The 20063-nt window shown below is 58.0% G+C and carries 15 protein-coding genes; 4 read left to right on the top strand and 11 right to left on the bottom strand.

Features of this window, described 5'->3' with window-relative positions; translation table 11 throughout:
- Positions 1–363: 363 nt before the first annotated feature.
- The 7 genes from RBB76_RS09620 to obgE all read right to left on the bottom strand — a co-directional run bounded on the left by RBB76_RS09620 (position 364) and on the right by obgE (position 8222).
- Positions 364–1668, bottom strand: a complete 1305-nt coding sequence (locus RBB76_RS09620) for a diguanylate cyclase (RefSeq protein WP_429634612.1) — start codon at positions 1666–1668, stop codon at positions 364–366.
- Between the two features lie 214 nt (positions 1669–1882).
- Entirely contained in the window at positions 1883–2725 is an 843-nt protein-coding gene (gene panC / locus RBB76_RS09615) for a pantoate--beta-alanine ligase (protein WP_429634613.1), read from the bottom strand.
- 137 nt (positions 2726–2862) lie between these two features.
- Entirely contained in the window at positions 2863–3777 is a 915-nt protein-coding gene (gene panB / locus RBB76_RS09610; RefSeq protein ID WP_429634614.1) for a 3-methyl-2-oxobutanoate hydroxymethyltransferase, read from the bottom strand.
- A 609-nt stretch (positions 3778–4386) separates the two neighbouring features.
- The gene (locus RBB76_RS09605; RefSeq protein ID WP_429634615.1) at positions 4387–5094 is read right to left on the bottom strand and encodes a GNAT family N-acetyltransferase; all 708 of its coding nucleotides are present in this window, start codon (positions 5092–5094) and stop codon (positions 4387–4389) included.
- 11 nt (positions 5095–5105) lie between these two features.
- A complete protein-coding gene (locus tag RBB76_RS09600; protein WP_429634616.1) occupies positions 5106–5624 on the bottom strand; it encodes a hypothetical protein in 519 nt (172 codons plus the stop codon).
- An 82-nt stretch (positions 5625–5706) separates the two neighbouring features.
- Positions 5707–7017 carry a magnesium transporter gene (gene mgtE, locus RBB76_RS09595; RefSeq protein WP_429634617.1) on the bottom strand — a complete coding sequence of 437 codons (1311 nt, stop codon included), beginning with the start codon at positions 7015–7017 and terminating at the stop codon, positions 5707–5709.
- 92 nt (positions 7018–7109) lie between these two features.
- Positions 7110–8222: a GTPase ObgE gene (obgE, locus tag RBB76_RS09590; RefSeq protein WP_429634618.1), complete on the bottom strand. Its 1113-nt coding sequence runs from the start codon at positions 8220–8222 to the stop codon at positions 7110–7112.
- A 314-nt stretch (positions 8223–8536) separates the two neighbouring features.
- Here obgE and RBB76_RS09585 point away from each other — a divergent pair, with 314 nt between their 5' ends.
- The gene (locus tag RBB76_RS09585) at positions 8537–11956 is read left to right on the top strand and encodes a TonB-dependent receptor domain-containing protein (protein ID WP_429634619.1); all 3420 of its coding nucleotides are present in this window, start codon (positions 8537–8539) and stop codon (positions 11954–11956) included.
- Between the two features lie 130 nt (positions 11957–12086).
- Here the strand turns inward: RBB76_RS09585 and RBB76_RS09580 are convergent, their stop codons facing one another.
- From RBB76_RS09580 to RBB76_RS09570, 3 genes are all read right to left on the bottom strand, one after another.
- The gene (locus tag RBB76_RS09580) at positions 12087–13271 is read right to left on the bottom strand and encodes a mechanosensitive ion channel family protein (RefSeq protein ID WP_429634620.1); all 1185 of its coding nucleotides are present in this window, start codon (positions 13269–13271) and stop codon (positions 12087–12089) included.
- An 82-nt stretch (positions 13272–13353) separates the two neighbouring features.
- Entirely contained in the window at positions 13354–14265 is a 912-nt protein-coding gene (locus tag RBB76_RS09575; RefSeq protein WP_429634621.1) for an alpha/beta hydrolase family protein, read from the bottom strand.
- Between the two features lie 16 nt (positions 14266–14281).
- The gene (locus RBB76_RS09570) at positions 14282–14815 is read right to left on the bottom strand and encodes a hypothetical protein (protein ID WP_429634622.1); all 534 of its coding nucleotides are present in this window, start codon (positions 14813–14815) and stop codon (positions 14282–14284) included.
- 44 nt (positions 14816–14859) lie between these two features.
- Between RBB76_RS09570 and mnmG the strand changes: the two genes are divergently transcribed.
- Together mnmG and msrA are read left to right on the top strand one after the other, a co-directional pair.
- A complete protein-coding gene (gene mnmG / locus RBB76_RS09565) occupies positions 14860–16953 on the top strand; it encodes a tRNA uridine-5-carboxymethylaminomethyl(34) synthesis enzyme MnmG (protein WP_429634623.1) in 2094 nt (697 codons plus the stop codon).
- Between the two features lie 223 nt (positions 16954–17176).
- Positions 17177–17818, top strand: coding sequence for a peptide-methionine (S)-S-oxide reductase MsrA (gene msrA, locus RBB76_RS09560; protein ID WP_429634660.1), 642 nt, complete (start codon positions 17177–17179; stop codon positions 17816–17818).
- A 274-nt stretch (positions 17819–18092) separates the two neighbouring features.
- On the opposite strand, the gene RBB76_RS09555 is transcribed toward msrA, so the two are convergent.
- Positions 18093–18392 carry a DUF5076 domain-containing protein gene (locus tag RBB76_RS09555; RefSeq protein WP_429634624.1) on the bottom strand — a complete coding sequence of 100 codons (300 nt, stop codon included), beginning with the start codon at positions 18390–18392 and terminating at the stop codon, positions 18093–18095.
- A 240-nt stretch (positions 18393–18632) separates the two neighbouring features.
- Between RBB76_RS09555 and dnaB the strand changes: the two genes are divergently transcribed.
- Entirely contained in the window at positions 18633–20012 is a 1380-nt protein-coding gene (dnaB, locus tag RBB76_RS09550) for a replicative DNA helicase (RefSeq protein ID WP_429634625.1), read from the top strand.
- Positions 20013–20063: the final 51 nt, after the last annotated feature.

Genomic DNA, 20063 nt, shown 5'->3' with positions numbered 1-20063 from the left:
TGGGAGTGCTCACTCTGAAGGTTGCTGTTCATTCTGACCACAATATTGTCCACAATTAGTAAGCCTGCGAGAAAAACCTTCTCAATGCTGGCATTCCTTGATATTTCTACCTTCTGCATCGGCAAGTAGACCAGGCCACGATTAGTGAATCTCTTTCCTGCAGTCGTAGAAGAGCAGATTTCCGCGTCGGAGCTCTAGGCGCGTGCTTTCAAAGCCATTGGCTGGAATCGCTTGACGAAGGGGTAAGCCCCCCGGCGATTCAGAACTGTCTTTGCATCGGCGAAGCCAACGTCTTCCAAAGAATCGCTTCGGAGGATGTTTCTTTTACTCTTCAAATAAGCCGTTCAGATCTAACGCTGGCAGTCAGTCAACTCTTGTAAGGGGAATCGCATCAGTGTTCACCGAGATCCTTAGAGCGTTCTTATACGTAGATGGCGATTCTTTCCGTCTGCTTATCGATTCGCCCCAACACACTAAATTACGGCCCAATTCCTTGGCTTGATAGAGTGCTTTGTCTGCTGCATCCAAAAGGTCTTCCTTGCATGCGGCGTCGCTCGGGTAGCAGGATGCTCCGCCGCAGCTCACTGTCGACAGGCGTGGATGGCTGCCGGGTTCGGGAAGCGCCGGAGAGCCGGCTACTTCGACGAGCTTGCGAATGCGTTCGGCGACTATCATTGCTCCTTGCTGAGTTGTGCCGGGAAGTAGGACCACGAACTCTTCGCCGCCGAATCTGGCCGCGAAATCGTCCTTGCACCGCAAACTCTGCAAGAGCAGAGACGCGACTCGAACCAGTACACGATCGCCATACAAATGTCCGCGAGTATCGTTTGTTAGCTTGAAGTGGTCGATATCGATCACGATTGCGGATAGACATGAGCCGGAATCAACAGCCTCGCGCCACAATTTGGCAAACTGCAACTCATATGCGTGCCGATTGGCAAGGCCAGTCAGGCTATCGATGCAAGATATTCTCTGGAGCTCTACATTCAGGAAAGAAAGCTCTTTGCTTTGTATCTCGCTGCGCAGGCGCATCAGGAAACCGAGCCGCTCTTCTCGCCCGATGCTGTAGTTCGCGATTAGAGTCATCGAAATAGCACAGACAGCCAAAGTAATTCCAAGGAGCTTCTCGGACGGGTTCAGGAGGTGATCGTGTTTTATGAATACAAGATCGCTTGCTAACAAAATAGCCGATGCGCTGAGAGCGTAAACGAACTGAAGCCGCATTACGACATTGACAAAGATGACCGCCACGATGAGGCCCACCTGAGCGTATGCGGAGGAGGCTGCATTCTTATTGCTCTCGAGATAGAGGTGCGTCACTCCAATAAGGCAGCTTGCCCCGGCAATGCTGGTTTCGCGATAGATCTTATTGGGGCTCCAACGCATGCTGAGGTTAATCAGTAGGGCTAGGGGGGTGACGATGCATAGGCGAATTTGTATTGGAAGCCATGAGTTGCCTCCTTGAAGGTGGTGGTCGACGAGGACGTAGACGTTGAAGAGACCAATCGCTATCAGCCCTTCGAGCCAGAGACGTTCGGATCGTCGAGCAAGCGTGGACTGTTCGAATGCGTTCTCAAGGGGCTTCGGCAATGCCAGTCGCTGAAATCCTCTTTTTGAAAGCCTTTCGATCTGCTCAATCGCGAGTTCATGAATGGAGGTGCTCGGCATCTGAAGTTGCCTCTTCTTGCGGTCTGCCCTGTGTCTTCTGTCGGCGCGAAATCCTCTCACCATCAGCGATTGAGGGACAAATCGTCACCGAAATGACTCAGCCTGATGTTACTAAAGGAGGAACGTAATACACGCTCTATTCGCGGGTTCGCATGGTACTTCCGTGTCATGCGCGCCGTCCCCCCTTTGTTGCAATGGACCAGGGAGGCCGTTTCTAGGTGACCAGAAAGTTGTCGATCAGACGAGTGCGCCCGACATACGCTGCCACCGCGACCAGCGCGCCCTTCTCTGCAGATGCCACGGGGAGAAGCGACCTTGGATCGACTATGGCCAAGTAATCCACTTGTATGCCTGTAGCGGTGTCCAGAACGTTCCTTCCGATCTGTAAGAGTGTCGAGCTTTGGCGTTCTCCAATGGTAATACTGTGCTCGATTCGGGTAAGCGCTCGGTGCAACACCAATGCTTCTTCGCGTTCCAGCCCGCTGAGGTATTGATTCCTGCTGCTCAGAGCGAGACCATCGGCATCTCTCACGATTGCGCAGCTCACCAGCTCGAGGTCGAAGTTTAAATCCTGGGTCATTTGTCTTAGGACGGCTAGTTGGGCGGCGTCCTTCTGACCGAAGTAGGCGCGGTGGGGTGCGACGATGTGAAATAGCTTCGCTACGACCGTTGCGACCCCGGTGAAGTGGCCGGGGCGAGAGGCTCCGTCTAGCCGGTCGCCGATGCCGGGTACTGTGATGGTTGTTACGGCACCTTCGGGATACATCTCCTTCGCGTCGGGAGCGAAGAGGATGGCTACACCTTCAGCTTCGAGTTGTCTTGCATCCTGCTCGAAGGTGCGGGGATACTTGGCAAAGTCTTCTCCTGGAGCGAACTGGAGGGGATTGACGAAGATCGATGCCGCGACGGTCTGGCACTCTGCGATTGCTCGCTGGACTAGTGAGAGATGACCTTGGTGGAGTGCGCCCATCGTCGGCACGAAGCCGAGCACTACACCTTGAGTCCGGAGTTTGCGGCAGATGGTTTGCATCTGCGCAACACTCTTTACGATCTGCATCGAATGACAGCTCCTTCTCTCTACACCTTTGCGGCTGATTCCTGCTCTGTGGTCGAATCCGATTGACGCACAACGGTCGCAGCGCACTCAACGCTGGCCGCTGACAGTTTCATTCTGACTCGATTCGGTTTTCTCGGCTATTCCACCAGTTCGACTGGTTCTGCCATCAGCTCCCGGATCTCGCGGGAGAAGTGGTAGCTCTCGGCGTCGGCGGGGAAGGTGCGGGCTTCGACGTCGCGGCGGTATTCGTCGAGGGCTGCCCGCATTACTCCCGCTATATCGGCGTAGCGCCGGACGAACTTGGCGGGAGGCGAGAAGGTCATGGTCATCATGTCGTGCATGACGAGGATCTGTCCGTCGCAGTCGGGACCGGCTCCGATTCCGATGGTGGGGATATGGAGCTCGTCGGTGATGATGCGGGCGAGTTCGCGAGGGACGCCTTCGAGGACGATGGCGAAGCAGCCTGCCTCTTCGAGGGCGAGTGCGTCGGTGCGGAGCTCGTCGATCGCTTCCATTGTCTTGCCCTGTACTTTGTAGCCTCCCATGCGGTGGACGCTCTGGGGTGTGAGTCCGATGTGTCCCATGACTGGGATCTCGGCGGCTACGATTCGCTGGATGAGTTCCTTGCGTTCGCGTCCGCCTTCGAGCTTGACTGCTTCGGCTCCGGATTCTTTGACGAAGCGGATGGCGTTGGCGAGGGCTTCGCGGTCGCCGGTGTGGTAGCTGCCGAAGGGCATGTCGGCTACCAGGAGGGCGCGTTTCACAGCTCGGCGTACGCCGCGGGTGTAGAGGAGCATCTCGTCCATGGTGATGGCGAGCGTGTTTTCATGACCCTGCATGACCATGGCGAGCGAGTCGCCTACGAGGAGGACGTCGAGGCCGGCTTCATCGACCAGCCGGGCGGTGGCGTAGTCGTAGGCGGTGACGGCCACGATTGGCTGTCGCAGCATTTTCTTTTCAAGGAGGGAGGGGACGGTAACTTTGGTAAGAGAATCGGCCTGTCGCCCGGGCTGGGCGCCGGCTCGTTCGGGTGAGAACGTGGTCAAGCTCATTGCAATCTCCAGTGCAGCTCCGCCGCGTATCGCTCTTAAAGAACGACTTTGGCTGGATACCACCTGTCCCAGCAGGTACCTGGGTCCGCGTTAAACCCTACGCGTCTTTTGGCTTCGATGGCAAGAGCTGGACCGGCACCTGTTCCTGAGGGGGGTACCCCCCCGGGGGGGGTGCCTTGGTGTAAATCCCTTATTATCAGCTATTTACAAGGGTTTCAATGTTGCAAATTCGTCATTCCAAACGGGTTACGGCCAAATTCGTCAAAATAAAAGAGTTAGAAGGGACATGGAGATGTCTCAAAGCCAGTCTAGGGCTGAGAATTTCTAAAACCTCTTATGTCAATTATAACGACCTGCACATAACTGATGCGCAACGGCTAAAATGTTCAATGTAATGGGGTTATACCGTGATGGGGCTTGACAGTTTTTTCGGGGGTGCAGCCGAGTCAGGCCGTTTGTACCGGCGACGCAAGACAGCAGGTTTCTCCACTACGCGGGACAAAAGCGTCCCGCTCCGGTCGAAATGACAGATTTTCGGAGGTGCCAGATTGTTTCACGCTTCGCTGCTTTCACGCTTTGCAGCTTTCGCGCTTCGCAGAAGGCATTGCTTTAGTTGATGGCTCGGCCAATGTCTGAGAGGGAGGCTCGTTGCGTGCCGTCTGGGAGGAAGTTGGAGGGATCGAGCCAGCGTTCGAAGATTGCTCTGCGGGTCGGCCATTCGCTGTCGAGGAGGGAGAACCAGGCTGTGTCGCGATTTTTGCCCTTCACGATCATGTGCTGCCGGAAGATGCCTTCGAACTGGAAGCCGTAGCGGAGGGCAGCTTTTCGCGAGGGTTCGTTGAGTGCGTTGCACTTCCACTCGTACCGTCGGTATCGAAGTTCGAAGGCGTGTCTGGCCATAAGGTACATGGCTTCGGTTCCACCGGGAGTTCGTTGCAGACGGGGAGCGAAGAGGATGTTGCCTACCTCTATTCTCCGGTTGGTGGGTTCGATGGCAAGGTAGGCGGCGAGGCCGACGGCTTCGTTGGAGTTGTTGTCGACGATTGCGAAGTCGAGCCGGTCTTTTGCTGCCCTGGAGGCGAGGTAGGATTTAAACGATTCGAGGTTGGGTGGGGGCGTGTCCGGCAGGTAGCGCCAAGGCTGCTCGGCGTCTGGGACGTGTGAGGCATGGAAGAGAGATGCTGCGTGGAGGTTCGGATCTACGGGGGTGAGAGAGACGAATCGTCCTGTCAGGATGATGGGTTGCGGGAACTCGGCGGGTGGCCCGTCTACGATTTGATCGAGTTGCCGCTCGTCGGTTTTGTTTGAGGGATTCATGACTAATTCGATTAGTTCACAAGGGAGTCTGTTTTTATCTCCAATCGATCAAGAAGCGTCATCGTTGGGGGGCGAGTGGTAATCACGTCGATCACGTGATTGAGGCAGACAATCGCATGGTGTTCGAGCGGCCCGGGTCCGGGGTGCTCATCGTTCGCGTAGGTCGTCTTGCGAGTCATCTCTAACAGATAGGACCACCTGAATACTCTGAACAGGTTTCCTGTAAAAAGCTCCGGAGGCTCGGGATATTTGCTATAGGTTTCATTCGAAACCGTGTAGGACGTGTAATCGTAGTAAGCGATCTCAAAGAGTCGCGACGAAGAGTCCGATCTGATGGGCTGTGCGTCAGAAAAGAGCGCGGCGATACTGGAAGGATCTTCTTCGCCTGTCCTTATGAGTGGTGCTTGCAATCCAGCCTCTTCGACGATAAACCGAATCTCATTGTCGCGGGGCTCATGAAGAGCACGCATGTAGAGATACTTACATTCGTCTATTTGTTTCGCGACGGCTTTCCAGCTTTCGTCAATCATGCGCCTACTGGTATATCACGAACATATGGAGCGCTCGCTCGACTGGGGCGGGTTCGAGATCGTAAACACAAGGCCGCCTGGTTCAATGGGGCTTGAGCATGATCGCTTTCGCGATCGAGAAGTAGATGACCAGGCCGGTCACATCGACGAGAGTTGCAACGAAGGGAGCGGAGGCGCTCGCTGGATTGAGTCCGCAACGCCGCAAGATAAACGGCAGCATCGACCCTGCGAGGGTTCCGAAGGCGACTACGCCGATCAGGCTGCATAGGATCGTCACTGCGAGGATCGCGGTCTGCTCTCCGTAAGTATGAAAGATGGACTGCCAGGCAAAGATACGGATCAGACCAATAATTCCGAGGGTGCATCCGAGAGCGAGGCCGATGAAGAGCTCTCGTCGGACTACTCGAAACCAGTCGCGCAGGCGGACGTCGCCGGTGGCCATTGCCTGGATCACCAGGGTTGTGGCCTGCGATCCGGAGTTTCCGCCGCTGCTGATGATGAGGGGAAGGAAGAGGGCGAGGACAACAGCCTTGGCGATCTCGTCTTCGAAAAAGCTCATGGCGGTGGCGGTGAACATCTCTCCGACGAAGAGAATGGCCAACCAACCGGCGCGCTTTTTCACCATCTCGAAGAAGGTGGTTTCGAGGTAGGGGGCATCGAGGGCCTCGGTACCGCCGACATTCTGAATGTCGCGGCTTGCCTCCTCCTCAACGACGTCCACGATGTCGTCTACGGTTACGATGCCGACCATGCGACGATTGGCGTCGAGCACGGGGACGGCTAGCAGGCGGCTGTCGCGAACGACCGTGACGACATCTTTTTGATCCGCCTCGTCGGAGACCGTTACGAGATCTGTCTCCATCACATCCTGGACGAGCTTGTTCGGATCGGCAGCGAATAACTGACGCAGCGAAACCACACCCAGCAGATGCTGCTCCTGGTCCAGGACGTAGGCGTAGTAGATGTGTTCAACGTGTGAAGCCTCGCGGCGCATATAGGAGATGGCTGCGTCGACGATCAACTCCGGGCGCAGACGAGCGAAGCGCGGGTTCATCAGTCCCCCGGCTTCATCCTCCTGATAGGCGAGCAGAGCGGTTACTTCCTTCCGGGTCTGGTCGTCGAGCAGGCGAAGCAGGTCGTCGCGCCGGCTGGGGTTGACCTCCTGGATCAGATCCGCAGCATCATCTGGAGCAAGCATTCGAATCCAGACATGACGCTGATCCTCGGGCAGACGAAGCAGCAGGTCGCTCTGGTCACGAGCGCTGAGCTGGTGGAAGAACTCGGCTTTTTCCGCCGTATGCATTTGACGAAACTGGTTCAGGCGCTCGGCGTGCGACAGAGTCGGCCAACGCTCCCACAGTTGTTCGGTGGTCTCGGCGAATTGAGTTGCCATGTGTGCCTCCGTTAAAGAAACGAAACTTTGACTGGCACTCTATTAGCTTCCAATGTTGTGAAAGCTGGCTATTAATTTTCGATGACGATGAGCTAGGCGCGGCCGCGGGCGGAGCTTGGTGGCGGTGGGTAGTGGGGTTTGAGCTTGGCGGGTTCGGTAGGGGCGGGCTCGAGATCGACCGGGCGGTGGGTAGCGACCAGCTCGGCGATGGCGAACTTGAGCGGCTCGATGCCTTCGCCGGTGACGGCAGAGATGGCGAAGAAGGGCAGCTTGCGGCGCTTGGCCATGGCGGTGAGCTTTTTGAGCTTGTCGGGATTGGCGACGTCGATTTTGGCGGCGACGAGGATGGTGGGTTTGGCGGCTAGTGCGGGGTCGAAGCTCTTCAGCTCGTCGGTGATGACTTTATAGTCGGCGACGGGGTCGGGCCGGGCGGTGCCTTCGGCGGCGCTGGAGTCGGAGACGTCGACGAGGTGGACGATGACGCTGGTGCGCTCGATGTGTTTGAGGAACTGGATGCCGAGACCGTGGCCGAGGTGCGCGCCTTCGATGAGGCCGGGGAGGTCGGCGATGGTGAAGGATTCGGTGTGGGGGAAGTCGCCGACTTCGACGACGCCGAGGTTGGGCTCGAGCGTGGTGAAGGCGTAGTTGGCGATCTTGGGTTTTGCGGCGGAGAGCCGCGAGATGAGGGTCGATTTGCCGACGTTGGGATAGCCGACGAGGCCTGCGTCTGCGAGGAGACGGAGTTCGAGGCGGTAGGCACGCTCTTCGCCGGCGCGGCCGAGTTCGTGCTCTCGCGGGGCCTGATGGGTGCTGGTGGCAAAGTGCTGGTTGCCGCGTCCGCCGCGTCCGCCCTTGGCGATGACGATGGTTTCGTTGGGGCGTGCGAAGTCGTGGATGAGCTCGCCGGTGGCGTCGTCGTAGAGGAGGGTGCCTACAGGGACTTTGAGGGTCGTGGGCTTGCCGGAGGTTCCGGAGCAGTTGGAGCCTTCGCCGTGTCCGCCGCGCTCGGCCTTCCATTCGGGATTGAAACGGAAGTGGACCAGGGTGTTGTGGCTGAGGGACGAGGACATGAGGACGTCGCCTCCGTGGCCGCCGTCGCCGCCTGAGGGACCGCCCTTGGGGACGAACTTTTCGCGGCGGAAGGCCATGCAGCCGTTGCCGCCGTCGCCGGCCTTGATACGAATTTTTGCTTCGTCAATAAACATGCTTCAACTTCTAGTGTACTAGGATGTGCGCTCTGGTGCTGGTTTTGAGCCGAAGGGCGGCGGTGTGGAAAGAGTGATCTGTTTTTTGTGACGTAATGCGGAGATGTGTAACTGAGACTGCAACCCTTTCGCGTTTAACACGGAAGTGGCCTTTCATAATTGCTGGTTGTGCGGCTAAGCTCATTAGTGTTCCGCCGTTTTTGGCGTGGTGTTGTTGCGATGCTGTGCCCGGATAGCGAAAGGGCACGGCGAGCTTACTTTTTCATCTTCCCGTGGTTTGCGGCGTAGAGCGGCACAGGATCCGCGGAGAGAGCATGTCGTTGTGTGTGGGACGCGCGAAGGTGTGCGCGGGTGTGAGGAATGTTGTGCGGGCCTGGTTGCTGTGGTGTTGTGCCGCTGCGGTGTTGGGCGGGTGCGCGTGGGGCCAGAGTTCGGTGGATGGCGCGGTCAGCGGCTTTGTGGTGGACGCGACGGGCGCTGCGCTGGTGGGCGCGGTGGTGCAGGTCGAAAATGTCGCGAACGGATATGTCGCTGTTGCGAAGACAGTGGGCAGGGGCGAGTTTGTCGTGGTACATCTGCCGGCGGGCGAATACCGGGTGGCGGTGGACTATGAGCGGTTCGCGAAGCTGACGCTGGAGCCAGTGGTGGTCGAGGTGGGGGGCGTGACGTCGGTGGAGGCGCGGCTGAAGGTTGGTGGGGTGGTGAGTTCGGTGGATGTGACAGCGGTGCCGGAGTCTCCGGTTACGGTGAGTGTGGATGAGGCTGCGTCGGTGGCTACGACAAGTGTGATTACGCCGGAGGAGATAGAACGAACGCCGGTGAATGGGCGGCGATGGCAGACGTTTGCGCTGTTGACGCCGACGGTGAACGCCGATCCGGATGGGGACGGATTGCTGAGTTTTCGTGGGGTGGCTTCGACGCAGAACAGCAGCAGGATCGATGGCGGGGATGACGATCAGAGCTTTGGCGCAGTGCCGCGAGGGACGGGTGGGGAGAGTGCGGCGGAGATTGAAGATGCGGCGGAGACGGGGTCTTCGCGGCGGGTAAGTGCGGGGAGTGTGGATGGAGGCGGCGGGTATGGGAGGCATGCGGGTGCGGCTTATACGTTTTCGCAGGAGGCGGTGCGGGAGTTTCGGGTGAGCGGGCAGAACTATTCGGCGTTGTATGGGCATGCGGCTGGGGGGATTATTACGACGGTGTCGAAGAGCGGCACGAACGCGATGCATGGGACGGGGTTTTACCTGGTGCGGTCGAGTGCGTTTGGAGCGACGAATCCGTTTTCGATTCAGACGACGTATGTGGATGGGGTGAGCTCGAGTGCGGCGGTGAAGCCGAGTGATCTGCGGCAGCAGTTTGGGGGCAGCGTCGGTGGTCCGGTGGTGCGGGATAAGCTGTTTTATTTTTATGCGTACGATCAGCAGCGGCGGTCGTTTCCGGCGATTTCGACCCCGGAGGATCCTAACTTTTATTCGCTGACGCCGACGCAGATTGCGTTGTTGGGAAATAGGGGCGTGACGGCGTCGAAGGTGAATGCGGCGCTGACGTATCTGGATAGTTTGACGGGGACGGTTGCGAGGCGGCAGGACCAGACGATCAACTTTGGGAAGATGGATTGGCAGGTAAAGGAGCGACAGCGGCTGAGTGTACAGTATGACCGGGCGCGGTCGAGTGCAGCGTCGGGTGTGCGGACGGCTCCGGTGGTGGATCTGGGGACGGCGAGTTTGGGGAGCAGCTATGCGAAGGTGGATTCGCTGCTGGGGCGGTGGACGTGGACTGTGTCGCCAAAGGTGAGCCATGAGTTGCGGGTGCAGTATGGGCGGGACTTTCAGTATGAGACGGCGGGGAAGCCGCTGCCGCAGGAGCCGGCGGTGGGACCGGATGGGTTTGCTCCGGAGATTGCGATTGGCCCGGATGGATTTACGTTTGGGACTTCGAGCTCGGTGGGGCGAACGGCTTATCCGGATGAGAATAAGGTGCAGCTGGCGGATTTGATGACGGTGGTGAGAGGGCGGCATCAGCTGCAGGTGGGCGCGGACGTGAGCTTTGTGCATGACTATATTTCGAGCTTGAGCAATCTGCAGGGGGCGTTTCACTACGACAGCGGGATCACTTCGGGTCATGCGGGCGGGTTGGTGGATTGGATTACGGACTATACGTTCAATGTGAATGCGTATCCGAATGGAGGGTGTCCGTCGATTACTGCGACGGTGCATGAGTTTTGCTTTCGGTCGTTTACGCAGAGCTTTGGGCAGCAGGCGGTGACGTTCGACACGCAGGAGTGGGCGGGGTTTCTGCAGGATGAGTGGCGGGTGCGGCCAGGGCTGACAATAAGTGCCGGTTTGCGTTACGAATATGAGCTTTCGCCGCTGCCCCAGACACCGAACGCGACGCTGGATGCAGCGTTTGGGCAGACGGGCGCGACTAGCGTGTTTCCGGAGGATCGAAATAACTTCGGGCCAAGAGCGGGTGTGTCGTGGGAGCCGTTTGGGTCGGGGCGGGGGACAGTTCGGGTGGGGTACGGATTGTTTTATGGGAGACTGCCGGGGGCCACGGTAAAGAGCGCGCTGGTAAATACGGCGCTGCCGTCTTCGACGACGAGTGTGCAGATCTTACCTACTACGGTTACAGATTGTCCGCAGGTGGCGAATCAGGGGTTTGGGTACGCGTGCGCGTATGTGACGACGCCGCCGGCGGCGGTGGCGAAGACTACTTCGGCGACTGTGTTCGATCGCAGATTTCGCCTGCCGATGGTACAGCAGGGGAGTTTTTCCATTGAAAGGGAAGTGGGTGCGGGGACGGTGGCGAGCGCTACGTATCTGCTGAATCTCGATCGGCAGCTGCCGAACTCGGTGGATATTAATATTGCTCCTTCGACGGTTACAAAAGAGTTTCAGTTGCAGGGTGGGACTGGAGCTGTGGGGGTTCAGGATGGCGAGACTTTTTTGGTCCCGTTTTATTCCCAGAGGGTGAATACGAATTTTGGGCCGGTGACGGACATCGTTTCGAACGCGGATGCGACTTATAACGCGCTGGTGCTGGAGGCGCGGCGACGTAGTCGCGGGGGGCTGGAGTTTCGCGGGAGTTGGACCTGGGCTAAGGCTATTGACTATGGGCAGAGCGGCGGGGCGACGCCGCGGACCAACGGGCAGTTCGATCCGTTCGATGTGCGGTATGACAAGGGGCTCTCGGCGCTGAACTATCCGCATAAGGTTGTGGCGAGTGTGGTTTGGGAGCCGAGATTTTCGATCGAGCAGCACTGGTTGAGCAGCACGATGAATGGCTGGGCGGTGGCGCCGATCTTTACTGAGACGAGTGGGAAGCCTTATAGCCTCGATATCTTTGGCGGGACGAGACTGGCTGGTGGGCACGAGAGTATCAATGGCGCGGGTGGGGCGGTGTATCTGCCAACGGTTGGGAGGAACACGCTGCGGCTGCCGGATACGGGGCGCGTCGATCTGCGTTTGAGCAAGGCGGTGATGGTGAGCGAGGGTGTGAAGGTGCGCGGGGTGGCGGAGGCATTCAATCTGACGAATCGCGTGAACTATTCAGCGATTATGCAGCGGGCTTATCTGGTGGGGACGGAGACGAATGGGGTGACGCCGCTGGTGTTTCAGAATGCGGCTACGGTTGCGGCGGAGGGTTTGAATGTGCAGCCCTTTGGAACGTTTACTGCGGCGGCTACGGGGCAATCGCCGGAGCGGCAGATTCAGTTGGGTGTGAGGGTGGAGTTTTGAAGGAGTTCTATTTGTCCTGCCGGACGGGCCCACTGCGCGTGGCGCGGTCACTTCGTGACTTGTATACCTTTTCTTGGCCCTCCCGTTGGTCGGAGGTGAAAATTGGGCTCGTTTCCGTCTCTCAAGTGACCTAATGACGATCCGGCTTGATGGGTTGCAGGAAGTTCTGATCGTTTGATTGGTTTGCATTGTTGTTAAGTGAGTTGTCGGGTCGCGAGGCGAAGCGAGTGGTGGGGAACGCGTCGGGGTAGTTCTGTTGAATCCACTCGGTCATTTTTTCGCGGACGAGGCAGCGGAGGTCGAAGTTTTCACTCGAGTTGCGGGAACTCATGAGGCAGCGAAGCTCCATGGAGCGGTCGGTGAGGTTGGTGACCTGGAGGCCGCAGGTTTTGTTGTTCCAGAGCGGCGAGGGATGGACGATGGATTCGAGTTGCTGGCGAAGGGCTTCGACGGGGATGGAGTAGTCGACGTAGAGGAAGGCGGTGCCCATGATGTCGGAGGACTCGCGGGTCCAGTTCTGAAAGGAATTTTCGATGAAGTAGCTTAGGGGGACGATGAGGCGGCGGAGATCCCAGATACGGATGACGACGTAGGCTGAGTTGATCTCTTCGATGCGGCCCCACTCACCCTGGACTACGACGACGTCATCGATGCGAATGGGTTCGGTGAGGGCGATCTGAAGGCCGGCGAAGAAGTTTGCGGCGGTGGATTTGGCTGCGGTGGCGATGATGAGCGAGGCGATGCCGGCGGAGGCGAGGAGGCCGGAACCGTAGTGCCAGATGCGGGGGTCGTTGAAAGTCCAAAGGAGGGCGCCGATGTCGATGATGACGACGAAGCTGATGAGCATGCGGCGGAAGAGCTGGAACTGGGTATGGACGCGGCGGGCCTGGATGTTGTTTTCGGCGTTGAGGTCGTAGCGCCGCAACATGATGGACTGGAGGACGTAGATACAGCCCACCGCGAACCAACCGAGCGAGGCGACCATCGCCATGACGAGGCCCTGGCGGATGTTGTCTTCCATCTTGTCGGGCAGCCCGGGGACCGCCGGAAGGAGGAGGAGGAGACAAGTGAGGAAGAAGATGGCGCGGGCGGGTTTACCGAGATAACGATGCAGGCCCCAGCCGAAGGTTTTGCTCTCTTCTTCTTTGCGGCGCAGTATGCGGAACAGGACGTAGTGCACCACGTTCGCGAGAACGATGGCCGAACAGAAGAGGAAGATGGCCAGGAACCAGGTGTGACGGAAGTGAGGGACGAGCCACAGCAAGTGGGCGTGCGGTGCGGCAACGTGGGCAGGGCTGGGGGTGAGTCGAATCAAGGCTGCTCCGTCTCCTTCGTCCGGTTGGATGCAACGAAGCTGAGAGCAGTTTAAATGCTCCTGGCGGGGTGTGGTGACAGGGTTATTTTTGTTGGAGGTGATCGAGGCCGTCGAGGACTGCCTCTTCGAGCGCGATGCGCTGGTCGGAGTAGGAGTGGTCGGTTGCCATGTGGACGGTTTTGACGTCTTGATTGCCTGCTTTGTGAAGGGCTTCGACGAAGGCGTCGTTGGAAGGGGCAAGGCCGTCGTCGGAGGTGATGACGAGGATGGGGCGGGTGGCGAGCTTGGGGGCTAGTGTGGGGATGTTCCAGGCGGCTGCGTTGGCGGCGACTTCTTTGGCGAGGCTTTCCGGGGTGCAGCCGGCGAGCGGGGCCATGCCTTCGTCTGCGAGTCCGACGGCTAGGGCGGCGATTGCGGTCTTTTGCTGTTCGGGTTTGATGGATTGCATCATGTCGACGCTCATATCGGCTGCGGAGATGAGGCCTACGGCTTTGATGGAGGGGTCCTGCGCGGCGACGTAACGGGCCATGAAGCCGCCCATGCTGTGACCGATGAGAACGATGTAGGAGGGATCGGCGCGGAGCTTCTTTGCGTTCGCTGGGTCATGTAGAAAGGCGATTGCGGACTGAGTGTCTTCGATGGAGTGGGTGAAGGAGAAGTCGCCGGGCGAGCCCCAGGAGCCGCGGTAGTCGAAGTAGACGACGGTCCAGCCGGCGCGGCGAATGGTTTGGGCGAGGTCGAGATTTTTTTCGTTGCCGGGGAAGCCGTGTAGGAGAAGAACGACTGGGTGCGGTCCGGGACCGGAGGGGATGTAGGCGATGGCGTTGAGTTGGGCGCCGTGGCTGGGGATCTGGAAGGTTGCGAAGGAGGCGGGGTTGGTCGCGGTGTGTGCGGGGTCGGTGGTGATGGGCGCGGGGACTTGGGCTGCGGCGGGCAGAGTTGCGGAGAGGGATGCGCTGAGAAGCGCTGTTGAGAGAATGAGTCGCAGGGTCATGCGGTGATTATGCCACTTAGTTGTGAGTTTCTTTAGTGGAGGAGAGCTTGTACGACTTGCCGTCAAAAAGAAAATGCTCATATTGGATCGTCGTACCTGCTCCAAAGATAAAAGTAGCCATTAGATCGCGGTGACCCTTGTGAGCGCTCGGAAGAATTGTCAACGTATCGGCATGAGTTTTGAAAATCAGAACAGGTGTGCCTATTTCTGTGTGAATGATCCAGAGCGGAACGATGTGCGCGCCACGCAGGTCGCCCACTCCGATGATGAGGTAGTCGGTACCTGGCGAAGAAGAAAGAGGTAGCGTTGTGCAGAGAATCTGCTCGCTCGGCTCGTTTTTTTCGTGGTCGCTGCATCGAAGATGTTCGGATGCGCCGTTTGGGAAATCATCTTTGTCGTTTTTCAAGACGGTGAGCGCGTCCGATGGGATTTGAACTGGATTGTGAATTGAATTGATCTCAGCACTAAAGGTCAACTCGTGTTGTTGTGCCGGGCAAACGTAGGGCCAAAGTGCCGCCAGCGTGATGATTCCAACTTGGAATAAACGCATGCAAGTGAGTATGACACTAGTAAATCCAAGTAAAATATACGCTGATGGCCTTTGCGGAACAGTTCGATGTGGTGGTGGTTGGGGCGGGGCACGCTGGGTGTGAGGCGGCGATGGCGTCTGCGCGGATGGGTCTGCGCACGGCGATCTTTACGCTGAATCTGGATTTGATTGCGCAGATGAGTTGTAACCCGGCGATTGGTGGGATTGCGAAGGGGCACCTGGTCCGCGAGGTGGATGCGCTGGGCGGGGTGATGGGCGAGGTTGCAGATGCCACGGGGATTCAGTTTCGGCTGCTGAATACTTCGCGGGGGCCGGCGGTGTGGTCGCCGAGGGCGCAGTGCGATAAGGCGCTGTATCGCGTGAAGATGCGCGAGGTGCTGGAGGGGCAGAAGAATCTTTTTATCAAGCAGGCTGAGGTGGTGGACCTGATTGTGGAGGCGAGCGAGTCAGAGGGCCAGCGAGTCAGTGATTTAGCGCGTGAGCAGGACGGCGAGTTTTCGCCTAAGCGAGTCGTGCGTGGGTTGAAGTTGCGGGATGGGCGGGTGATTTATGCTGCCGCGACGATTGTGACGACTGGAACGTTTTTGAATGGGCTGATTCATTGCGGAGAGCAGCAATATACGGCGGGAAGAAGTGGGGAGCCGGCTAGTGTGTTGCTGGGCGAGGCTTTGAAGAGGCTGGGACTGCGGGAGTGCCGGTTGAAGACGGGGACGCCGCCGCGGCTCGATGGGCGCACGATTGATTGGAGCCAGTTTCAGGAGCAGCCGGGAGATGAAGATCCGACTCCGTTCAGCTTTCGGACGAAAGAGATTCCGCTGCGGCAGATCAAGTGCCATATTGCGCATACGACGCCGGAGACGCTGCGGTTGATTCGGGAGAATGTGCATCGTTCGCCCATGTATACAGGGCAGATTGAGGCGATCGGGCCGCGATATTGCCCGTCGATTGAAGACAAGATCGTGCGGTTTCCAGAGAAGACGCGGCATCAGTTTTTTCTTGAGCCGGAGGGTTTGAATACGCACGAGGTCTACATCAACGGGATGAGCACGAGTCTGCCGATGGAGATTCAGGCGGCGATGGTGCGGTCGATTCCGGGGCTTGAGAACGCGGAGATGCTGCGGCCGGGGTATGCGATTGAGTATGATGCGATCGATCCGACGGAGCTTGATCGTACGCTGCGGGTGAAGTCGTTTGCGGGGCTTTATCTTGCTGGGCAGATCAATGGGACGAGTGGGTATGAAGAGGCGGCGTGCCAGGGTTTGATGGCGGGGATCAACGCGGCGCTGGCGGTGCGGGGTGAGAATGGATTTACGCTCGACCGGACTGAGGCTTATACGGGGATTCTGATCGATGATTTGATCAGCAAGGGGACCAACGAGCCGTACCGGATGTTTACTTCACGGGCGGAGTTTCGGTTGCATCTGCGGATTGACAATGCGGATAGCAGACTCACTCCGCATGGGCGGCGGCTGGGGCTGATCGACGATGTGGCGTGGGCTGAGTATGAGGCGAAGCAGGCTCGTGCGGTTGCGTTTGAGAAGCTGCTTAGCACGGAGCGAGTGAAGGTGGCTGAGTTGCCAGTTTCGCTGTTGGGGAAGCTGGATGGCGACGCGGCGGGAGTGAGCGGGCAGACGTTTGCGCAGCTTTTGAAGAGGCCGGAGGTACCGGTGGAGGCGATTGCGCCTTTGTTGAAGCAGCGGCTGGTTGATGGAGGCGAAGTATTTGCCGGGTGGGTTGCCGCGATGGGGAGCGCCTCGGAGGGTTTGAAAGAGGACGGTCGTGCTGCGCACGATGCCCATATCTCAGAATCGAGATATGGGGCACCCGGATTATTGGCGCGATTGCCTGCGTGGGTTCGGAATGAGATGAAGACGGTGGAGACCGAGATCAAGTACTCGGGGTATCTGGACCAGCAGCGGCGCTCGATTGAGAAGATGCGGAGGGCGGAGAAGAAGACCATTCCGGGGTGGTTTGATTACTCGTCGGTGAGTGGCCTTTCGACTGAAATGAAGCAGATACTTTCGCGGGTGCGGCCGGTGACGCTGGGCCAGGCGAGCCGGATCGCCGGTGTTACACCTGCGGCGGTGAGCTTGATTCATGTGTATATCGAGATTCAGGGGCGGGCGCGGGTGGCTTAGTGCGTTGTGTCCTGCCGGACGGGCTCCCTGCGCGGGAGGCGGTCACTTCGTGACGTGTTTACCTTTTGTTGGTTTGATGAGGAGAACGAATGGGTTGCGAGTGGTCCGATTGAAAATGTAACCGCAGCGGCGGTTTTGGCGTCCAACCTTTGTCGGGAGAAGAACAATGACGTCCGCAATGAAGACAGGGTTGATTGTGCTGGTGGTTGTGGTTGCTGTTTTTATGCTGTTGGGAAGGGGTAAAAGAATGGTTATGGGGGCAGAGAGAAAAGAGCCGATTCCGGCTCCGGCGATCGATGAGCCGCACACGGGCGCGACGCATGAGACTGCGGTGTTTGCGGGTGGTTGCTTCTGGGGCGTGCAGACGGTGTTTCAGCGCGTGAAGGGTGTTACGGATACTACTGCGGGTTATTCGGGCGGGTCAGCGTCGACTGCTACGTATGACCAGGTTTCGTCGGAAGGCACGGGGCATGCGGAGTCGGTGAAGGTGGTCTTTGATCCGGCGAAGGTGAGTTATGGCACGCTGCTGAGGATCTTCTTTTCGGTGGTGCATGATCCTACGCAGTTGAATCGACAGGGGCCGGATGTGGGGACTTCGTATCGGTCGGTGATTTTTTATACGAGTCCGGAGCAGGAGAAGATTGCGAAGGCTTATATAGCGCAGCTGGATGCGGCGCATGTGTTTCCGAAGCCGATTGTGACGGATGTGACGCCGTTGAAGGCGTTTTATGACGGGGAGGACTATCACCAGGACTATGCGGAGAAGAATCCGAATAATCCCTATATTCAGGTGTGCGATGTGCCGAAGATGGCGGCGCTGAAGGTGCAGTTCCCTGATCTGTTTCAGGATTACAAACACAAATAATTTTCTGCTGGAGCGGCCCTTGGTGGAGGGCCGTTTTTGGCGGGGTTTCTAGGAATTTGTGGTGCGTGGGTGTGGTTTTTTGCGTGGCTGGACGTGGTGGGATGTGTGGTGGATGTGGTGTTTTAGCACCATGGATTTTGGTGACTAAAAACACGCCACAGCTTTCAGATTTATTTTTCCCTGGGTGTGGCAGGCAAAGGCAACCGCAGATCCCTACGGGATGACAACAAGAGGACAAACAACTGCAACTGCAATGGGGCGCCGTTGGATGGCGTTACTGGGTAACTTCGCCTTCGGGTTCGTCGGTGGGATTTTCTATTTCGGCTTCGAAGCCTTCGAGGAGACGGTTGAGGAAGGCTTCGGGGTCGGCGCCTTCGTTCTGGAGCTGGTGGGCTAGGGCGATGTGGCGGGCGAGGTCGGCCAAGACGATGCCCCAGGCGAAGGGGTCTTCCCAGGCTCCGCTGCGAATGCTGACGTGCTGGGCCTGGTTGGCAATCCAGACGCGAAGGACTTCAAAGGAGGCCTTGTCTCGTTGCGCTTCCTCGGGAATGGTGAGAACTTTTTCGACGCCCATCTTTGCTCCTGCGCGGTTTAGGTTAGGTCTTCTTACCAGCCTATAACGATTGCGTTTTGGTGAACCAAAGATGGTACTTAGCTGGCGCTCGCTGCGATCTCGATTCAGGATTAGCATGTGGGTGCCAGCGTAGACTGGATTCACTGGATTCACTGGATTCACTGGATTCACGAGATTTACAGAATTATGCACAGGATCGCCCTGCCTTCCTCAGGGTGGGTTCCGGTAGGTTAAACGTTCATGGCTACATACCCCCACATTGTCGGAGAGCAGGAGCGGCCGGCGTCGGTGCATGCCGAGATGACGATTCTCGGCGGGATGATGGTTGAGCCGGTTGCGATCATCGACGCGACCATGCTGCTGAAGACGGATGATTTTGCGCTGGATTCGCACCGGAAGATCTATGATTCGATGCTGCACCTGGTTGAGGCTGGGCATGCGGTCGATATCGTTACGGTTGCCGATTATCTGAGAAAGAAGAAGGAGCTGGATTCGGTGGGTGGGCTGCCGTATCTGGCTTCGCTGAGCGAGGGGCTGCCTCGAAAGCTGAGCATCGAAAGCTATGTTCGCATCGTTCGCGACAAGAGCCTGATGCGGCAGTTGCTGACCGTATGCGACATGGGGATGATCGAGGCTTCGGACCAGGGTCGCGAGGCGCTCGATGTGTTGAACCAGGTGTCGAGCCGGTTGACCGAGATCTCGGAGCATGCGGTGACCGGGGGATTCTCGGACATTACGGCGATTGTGAAGGAGTCGTTTGGGTCGATTGATGCGCTGTATGAGCAGGGGCGCGAGGTCACGGGGCTGGCGACGCACTATCTCGAGTTTGACCGGATGACGAGCGGGTTGCAGGAGTCGGAGTTGACGATTATTGCGGCTCGGCCTTCGATGGGCAAGACGGCGTGGGCGATCAATATTGCGGAGAATGCGGCGGTGCGCGGGGGGAAGGTTGTTGCGGTGTTCTCGCTTGAAATGAGTAAGGCGAGTCTGCTGCGCAGAATGCTGGCTTCGCAGGCGCTGGTGAACTCGAAGGCGATTCAGACGGGGATGCTGATGCGCGACGACCGGTCGAAGCTGGTTGCAGCACTCGAGCGGCTGATGGAGTCGAAGATGTTTATCGACGATACGCCGGGAATTACGCTGGCGGAGATGCGGGCGAAGGCGAGGCGGTTGAAGCAGCAGCATGGGTCGCTTGACCTGATTGTGATTGATTATCTTCAGCTGATGACGGGCTCGGCGGGTGGGCAGAAGGGCTTTGAGAATCGCACGCAGGAGGTCTCGGCGATCTCGCGTGGGCTGAAGGCGCTGGCAAAGGAGATGAAGGTGCCGGTGGTGGCGCTGAGCCAGCTCTCGCGTGCGAGTGAGCAGAGAGGCGGCGATAAGAAGCCGCTGCTGAGCGACCTGCGTGAGTCGGGTTCGATTGAGCAGGATGCGGACGTGGTGTGCTTTATTCATCGCGAGGAGTACTACGATCGCGAGAATGAAGATCTGAAGGGTAAGGCTGAGATCATCATTGCGAAGCAGAGGAATGGGCCTACTGGGAGTATTCAGTTGGCGTATCTGGCGGACTACACGCGGTTTGAGAATCTGTCGCATAGCGGGGATTCGGGCGGATATTGATTCGTAGTCGCAGAGGAATGGTCTGACTGCGCGTGCGACCCGAGTTGATTG

Origin of the sequence: Tunturiibacter psychrotolerans, assembly GCF_051013365.1 — a bacterium.
GTDB lineage: Bacteria > Acidobacteriota > Terriglobia > Terriglobales > Acidobacteriaceae > Edaphobacter > Edaphobacter psychrotolerans_A.
This window is presented reverse-complemented; position numbering and strand designations above follow the sequence as displayed.